4 protein-coding genes are annotated in these 5,460 nt (G+C 65.2%); all 4 read right to left on the reverse strand.

Annotation, left to right across the window (positions count from 1 at the left end; genetic code table 11):
• Positions 1–399 precede the first annotated feature (399 nt).
• Entirely contained in the window at positions 400–816 is a 417-nt protein-coding gene (locus ACLP25_RS30400; RefSeq protein ID WP_442472819.1) for a hypothetical protein, read from the reverse strand.
• A complete protein-coding gene (locus ACLP25_RS30405) occupies positions 813–2,282 on the reverse strand; it encodes an efflux transporter outer membrane subunit (RefSeq protein ID WP_442472820.1) in 1,470 nt (489 codons plus the stop codon). The genes ACLP25_RS30400 and ACLP25_RS30405 overlap by 4 nt, the downstream gene beginning before the upstream one ends.
• A complete protein-coding gene (locus ACLP25_RS30410; protein ID WP_442472821.1) occupies positions 2,279–3,592 on the reverse strand; it encodes an efflux RND transporter periplasmic adaptor subunit in 1,314 nt (437 codons plus the stop codon). Before ACLP25_RS30410 ends, ACLP25_RS30405 begins: the two co-directional genes overlap by 4 nt.
• A partial coding sequence (locus tag ACLP25_RS30415; RefSeq protein ID WP_442472822.1) for an efflux RND transporter permease subunit occupies positions 3,589–5,460 on the reverse strand: 1,872 nt, incomplete at its 5' end. The genes ACLP25_RS30415 and ACLP25_RS30410, both read right to left, overlap by 4 nt.

The raw sequence follows: 5,460 nt of genomic DNA on the forward strand, positions 1-5,460 counted from the left end.
CATCCGACCGCTCACGCGCGCCGCCTTTCCCGCGTGGGAGAAGGGAATTCTGCCGCGCGATGCAACCTGGCGGCGCCCGGTCTCGCGCCCTCGCTTCACCCGCCTGTTTTTGCCTGTTCCGACCTGATAACCGCCTGTTAGGCGCCTGTCCCGAACCTGTTAACGCCCCTGTTCCGCGCCCCATCCAGCCCGCAACCGGCGGGTTGCGACACCAGCAACGCCATGATATTGCAGGACTTCCTGGCTGAGAGCGTCGAACAGGGCGCAAAAAACGCCCTGCTAGCAGGCAAGCCGCCAACGGCGCCGGAGGGGGTCGGATCTTCGCGAACGGCTGGCGCTTCGGTTTTGGAAGGCGGGTTGTCGCAGTTCAGGAGAGGTCGCGAACCTCAAATCGTCACGCTAAGACTCCGCATCGTTCTTGCGCGGCGAGCCCTCACCGCAGAAGTCGACGTCCAGGGTCGCCGGCCAGAATCCCCGCGGACCGGGCTCGCGGATCGGGCGAGGCGCATGGCGCGTGCAGTGTCCGGCGCGCGCCCACCACGACATCGGCATGTCGCCGCGATTGACGGGATTGAGTCCCTGCGCGGGGCGACGCCAATGAACGCAGTTGGCGCAAGTGGCCCCGATCGAAAAAGGGGCGGCTGCGACCCCGTCGCCGCAGCCCTCGAGCTGATGCGTCATGGGCCAATGCGCCGCCGTTTCCGGACGAGCGGACGCTTCGGGCGCCCGACGGTAGCACACGCCGTCGGTGTCGCGCAGCTTGCGCCAGAAGGCGCAGGCGCCGCAGTTCTGAGGTCGCTGTGCGACATCGGTCATAGCTTGCCTTTCGATGCCTCCTTGATCATCTGGACGGGGGGCGGCGTCACATCGATCGTCCGCGGCGCGGGCGGAGGCGGCGCGCTCCATCCCCCGCCCAGCGCCAGCATGAGGCCGACGTCGGCTTCCAGTTCCCGCGTGTGCAGCGCGATGGTCAGGCGCTCGGCTTCGAGGGCGGCGCTCTGCGCCGTCACGACCTCGAGAAACGAAGCGGCGCCGGCGCGGTAGAGGGTTGTCGACAAATCGGCAGCCTTGCGGGCGGATTCGGCTGCGGTCGAGGTCTGCTGCGCTTCCCGCGCCAGCCACTGGAGCGCAGACAGATTGTCTTCAACCTCTTTGACCGCACGCAACACCGTGGACCGGTACCTCTCTGCCGCCTCGGTGAATTCCGCCTTGGCGACTTCGAGCTCCGCCTGTCTGAGCCCGGCGTCGAAGAGCGGCAAATCGACCGACGGTCCGATGGTTCCAAACGCGTTTCCCGGATGGAACAACCAGAAGCCAGTATCCTGGGTTCCACCGAGCGCGAGCAGAGTGAATTTGGGGAAGAAATTCGCGCGGGCCGACCCAACACCAAAGTTCGCCGCGGCCGTCAGACGTTCATCCTCAGCGACGTCGGGCCGCCGCCGCAGAACGTCCGCTGGCACCGCACGCGGGCGCCTGGGGAGCGGGAGCGGCCTCGACGAGCGGCCGACCGAGAATGCAGCCGCAGCTTGCCCGACCAAAGCCGCGATGGAATCTTCGAGCGCTGCCCGGCGAAGCGCCAAATCCGAGGCTTGCGCTTCCGCCGAACTCAGCTGGGCCTGGGCGCGATCGACGTCAGCTGGCGAGACGATTTGCGCGGAAAGGAGGGACTGCGTCAGTTGGAGCGACGAGCGATAGATGCGGATCGTGTCGGAAAGCAGCGTCGCCTCGTCGTCAAGGCCGCGCAGATTGACGTAGTCACGCGCGAGCTCCGCGTGCAGTTCGAGCCGCGCGTCCGCCAGCGCGTCCGCGCTCGCCTCGGCGGTTGCGTTCGCTTCCTTGGCGATGTTGCGCACCCGCCCCCAGAGATCGACTTCGTAGGAGACCTGCACGCCGAGGATGTTGTTGCCGTAAAAGTCAGGCTGTCCCTTCGAGCGCAGCGGACGATCGTCCGACTGCCTGTTGCCGGTGATCTGTCCGATCCCGTCGACCTGCGGAAGGAGGCCGGCCGCCGCCTGCTCGGCTCGCGCTTTGGCGACTTCGTCGGCGGCGACCGCCGCTGCAAGATCGGGATTGGCCGCGTCGACCTCGGCTTCGAGATTGTTGAGCGTCCGATCGTTGAAGCTCAGCCACCATGTCTCGCTGGCCGAAAGCTCAGCCCCGCCCGAAGGCTCATTCTTGAATTTGGCGGGCAGAGAAACCGAGGGCGCGGCATATCGGGGCGCGAAGTCGCACCCGCCGAGCGCAAGTGCGATCGACGCCGAAAGCCAGATCCGCAGCTTCATTCGCCGCGGCCCCGCTCCGTCTCCGCCAAGTTGTCCGCGCTCTTTGCGCGGTCGCCCTCGAGGCGAGCGCCCTGTTGTTCGGCCGGCGCGATCGGCCGACGACCCGAGGCGTCCGCAAGGCGGACTTCCTCTCCGTCGTCGATCGAGTCGGGCGGATTGGCGACAACCCGTTCCTCCAAGCCCAAGTCTCCGATGATTTCGACCTCCGACCCGAGGTCGCGTGCAATTCTCACTTTCTTGAGCGTGATACGGTTGTCAAGACCGAGGGTCGCGACTTCTACCGCGTCGCTGCGAAAGAGGAGCGCATCGGCGGGAAGCGTGATCGAACCCGGGTCTGGGGGAATCTGAAAATGGACCCGGGCGAATGCGCCGGGCGAAAGCGCGCCGTCCTTGTTGTCCGCAATGAGCTCGACAAGGAGCGCGCGCGATTTCTTGTCGATGGCGTGCGAGGTCGTGGCGATCGTCGCGTCGAACGTGCGGTTAGGGTATTCGGGCAGCGCGAGAGTGGCCTTCATGCCATCTTTCAATGCCGCGGCATACGACTCCGGAGCGCGAACATAGACGCGCATCTGATGGATGTCGGCGACTGTGAACAGCGCCGCGCCATCGTTCGAATCCGCCTTGACCAGCGAGCCTATATCGACGTTGCGGGCGGTGACGACCCCGTCGAAGGGCGCGACGATGTTGGCGAACGCTTTCAACGCCTTCAGCCGGTCTACGTTGGCCTGCGCCGCCTCCACCTCCGCGTTCTTGGCGTTCGCATCGCTTTCCTTCTCGTCGGCGGCCTGCTGCGATACCGCCGCGGAACTGCGCAGCGAGTTCCAGCGCTGCGCAGTCACGTGCGCCAGAGCCTGATTGGCCTTGGCTTTGAGCAGTTCGCTTTCAGCTGCAGCGATGCGTTCGTCGAGTTCCGGCGTATCGACCACAGCGAGGATTTCCCCCTTACTGACCTTGGCGCCGATGTCTTTGCGCCACTCGCGCACGTAGCCGCTCGCCTGGCCATGAATGGAGCCGTTGTAGAACGCTTCCACGTCGCCCGGCAGCACGACTTCTCGCGCATCTCCGCCGCGTCTGACCGAGACCAGCGCGACGGTCGGGATGGCTTGCTTGTTGGTCCATCTCGCAAGCCGCTCCTCGTCGTGGCGCCGGTCGAATATGCCGGTCGCCGCGACCCCGACGGCCGCGACGCTGAACAGTATGACGGCGCGTCCCGCCTTGACGGGGGCCTGCGATTTCGGGGGCCCGGCATCCTTGGCCCCCGTGTCGACCGCGGGTTTCACACCTGATTCTGGCGGATGTTCGTGCTTCATGTCGGCGTCGCTTCGATGGTCAGAGCAGGCGCCGGCTCGCTCGCCCGGCTCGGCTTGCGCGCGTGAACGAGCCGGAAGACCGCGGGAACGAAGAGCAGCGTCGCAACCGTCGAGCATATCAAGCCTCCGATCACGGCGCGACCGAGCGGCGCGTTCAGTTCGGTGCTGAGCGCCATCGGCGTCATGCCGATGATCATCGCGAACGCGGTCATCAAAACGGGCCTGAATCTGGTGAAGCCGGCGTCGACAGCCGCCGTCACGGCGTCGGCGCCCTCCGCCAGACGCTCGCGGGCGAAGCTGACGACGAGAATGCTGTTGGCGGTGGCGACGCCCATGCACATGATCGCCCCCGTCAGGGCCGGGACAGAGAGGGTCGTACGGGTGATGAACAGCATCCAGACAATGCCCGCGAGCGCGGTCGGCAGGGCGCTCACGATCACAAAAGGATCGAGCCAGGACTGAAAGTTGACGACGATGAGCATATAGATCAGCACCACCGCGAGCGCGATGCCGACGAAGAGCTGTTGATAGGCGTAGGTCATCGTCTGGGTCTGCCCGCGCATCACGACGCTCGAGCCGGGCGGGACGTCTTTGGCGGTCTCATCCAAAATTCGCTGGATGTCGGCAGAAACGGCGCCGAGGTTCCGCTGTTGGTTGGCGGCATAAATGTCGATCACCGGTTGCACCGCGTAATGCGAGACGACGGCTGGGCTCACTTCGCGCTTCAGCGTCGCCAGGCCGCCGACGATCTGCGACGCATCCTGCGCCGACGCGGGGATGTTTTCCAGCGACGAGACCGAATTGATCCAATATTGCGGCGTCTGGGCGACGATCGGATAGGCCACGCCGTTCTTCGGGTTGATCCAGAACGTCGGGGCCACCTTGAAGCTGCCGGAAAGGGTCTCCTGCAGGCTCTTGGCGATATCGCCTTCGTTCAAGCCGACCTGCGCCGCGCGCATCCGGTCGACGTCGACGCCGAGCGTCGGATTATTGGCCGCCTGCTGGATCCGCGCGTCGGCGACTCCGGGCACGTGCGAGATCTTCTCCAGCAACTCGCCTGCGTAACGGCGATTGGCGGCGAAATTGGCGCCGACCACCTGCACATCGATCGGCGCGGGAAGGCCAAAATTGAGAATCTGCGAGACAATATCAGCAGGGAGGAACGCGAATGTCGTGCCCGGGAAGGATCTCGGCAGGGTCTCACGCATCTTTGTCACGTAGCCGTCCGTCTCGCTTTGATAGGCAGGATCGACGGTGATGAGGATATCGGCGTCCGCCGGACCGACCGTACCGGAATTGTTGTAAGTGGAATTGATGCCGCTGACCGGGAGTCCTATGTTGTCGACCATCGGACCCAGCGCCTCGGGCGGAATGATCTGCCGGATGGCCGCCTCGACGCCGTCGCAGATCATCGCGGTGCCTTCAATGCGCGTCCCGGTCGGCGCGCGTACGTGAAGCTTGATTTGCGTGTTGGCGACAGGCGGAAAAAAGTTCTGCCCCAGATACGGGGCAAGGGCGAACGAAGCGGCGACGGCGACAAGAAAGCCGACAATAAATTTGCCTCGCGCGGCGAGCGCGGTTTCCAGCAGGCGGCGATAGAAGCGGCGCGTCGCATCGAACCGGCGATCGAAGCCGCGCTGGAAGAGCGCCAGCGGACTGCGCGTGGGCGGCCGGGCTGCTCCCGTTTCGTGAAGCGCCTGACTTGCGAGCAGATAGCACGCCATTGTGTTGACCAGGGTGCGCGACAGCACATAGGACGCGACGAGGGCGAACACGACCGCTTCGGCCATCGGGCGGAACAGGTACCCGGCCACGCCGCCAAGATTGAACATCGGCACGAAGACGATGCAGATGCACAGGAGCGAGAC

This window comes from Roseiarcus sp. (assembly GCF_052145395.1).
Lineage (GTDB): Bacteria > Pseudomonadota > Alphaproteobacteria > Rhizobiales > Beijerinckiaceae > Roseiarcus.

What these genes read in the sequence shown, in the direction of transcription:
- ACLP25_RS30400 (WP_442472819.1), bottom strand. Translation starts at nt 816, where the DNA reads ATGACCGATGTCGCACAGCGACCTCAGAACTGCGGCGCCTGCGCCTTC.
- ACLP25_RS30405 (WP_442472820.1), bottom strand. Translation starts at nt 2,282, where the DNA reads ATGAAGCTGCGGATCTGGCTTTCGGCGTCGATCGCACTTGCGCTCGGC.
- ACLP25_RS30410 (WP_442472821.1), bottom strand. Translation starts at nt 3,592, where the DNA reads ATGAAGCACGAACATCCGCCAGAATCAGGTGTGAAACCCGCGGTCGAC.